This is a genomic window from Dissulfurimicrobium sp., assembly GCF_049968175.1.
Classification (GTDB): Bacteria; Desulfobacterota; Dissulfuribacteria; order Dissulfuribacterales; family Sh68; genus Dissulfurimicrobium; species Dissulfurimicrobium hydrothermale.
This window is the reverse complement of the sequence record NZ_JBMFRG010000116.1, coordinates 1-1,136: the sequence shown is the minus strand read 5'-3', so window position 1 is coordinate 1,136 and position 1,136 is coordinate 1. Positions and strand designations below refer to the sequence as shown.

1 protein-coding gene is annotated in these 1,136 nt (G+C 50.6%); it reads left to right on the top strand.

Annotated features, from left to right (window positions below):
- The coding region (locus ACP5SG_RS09665) for an FHIPEP family type III secretion protein (RefSeq protein WP_428124102.1) at nt 1–1,048 on the top strand (1,048 nt) is incomplete at its 5' end.
- Between the last annotated feature and the right edge of the window lie 88 nt (nt 1,049–1,136).

The following is a 1,136-nucleotide window of genomic DNA, read 5'->3' as shown; positions in this document are numbered from 1 at the left end:
CGAACCAGGCAGCCTCGAGGAGATAGAGCGCCTTCTCAGTATAGACGTCCTTGCACTTGAAATGGGATATGGGCTCATCCCGCTGGTCGATGAAGAACAGGGCGGAGATCTCCTCGAACGGATCAAATCCATAAGGCGTCAATTCGCCCAAGAGATGGGCGTAATAGTGCCGCCTCTCCATGTGAGAGACAATCTCCAACTAAAGCCTAGTGAATACTCCATTCTCATCAAAGGTGTAGAGGCTGCACGAGGAGAACTTATGATGGGACACCTGCTGGCAATGAACCCAGGGGATGTCAAAAAAGAGATAAAGGGCATCCCGACGACAGAGCCGGCATTCGGCCTCCCCGCCCTCTGGATACCTGAATCGGAAAGAGATGAGGCGCAGATAGCCGGCTATACCGTAGTTGATCTATCGGCTGTAGTGGCTACACACATAGCGGAAGTGATCCGTCAAAATGCTGACGAACTTCTCGGCCGCCAGGAAGTGCAGAGACTCCTTGATACGCTGGCAAAGACCTATCCAAAGGCCGTGGAGGAGGCGACAAACGCCTGCCCATTAGGTGTGGTACAAAAAGTGCTACAGAGTTTGGTAAAGGAGAAGGTCCCGATAAGAGACCTTCTCACGATAGTAGAGGCACTGGCTGATTATGGACCTTTTACAAAGGACCCTGAGGTGCTTGCGGAATATGTAAGACAGCGACTCGGTAAGGTCATTATAAAACCATTCCTGAAGGCCAATGGAACCCTCCCAGTCATCACTATGGACTTCTCTATAGAAGAACAGATAAAAAAGGGTATCCAACAGACTGAGCATGGCAGTTTTCTGGCCCTCGACGCCGCATCAGTCCAACATCTGGCGCAGGCGATCAAAAAAGGGGTGGAGGATGCGACGGCTAAGGGATATCAGGCTGTAATACTTACTAGCCCGAATATAAGGAGGCACCTCAAGAAACTTATCGACAGATTTGCACCGAATGTCAGTGTGCTTTCACACACAGAGATACAAGGGAATGTAAAACTCGAATCGATAGCCGCCATCAGGTGAAGCATAGGCCATGAACATCAGAAGATTTGAGGCGCCAGATATCGCCGAGGCCCTTGCAATGATAAAGGCCGAACTGGGCGATGAGGCT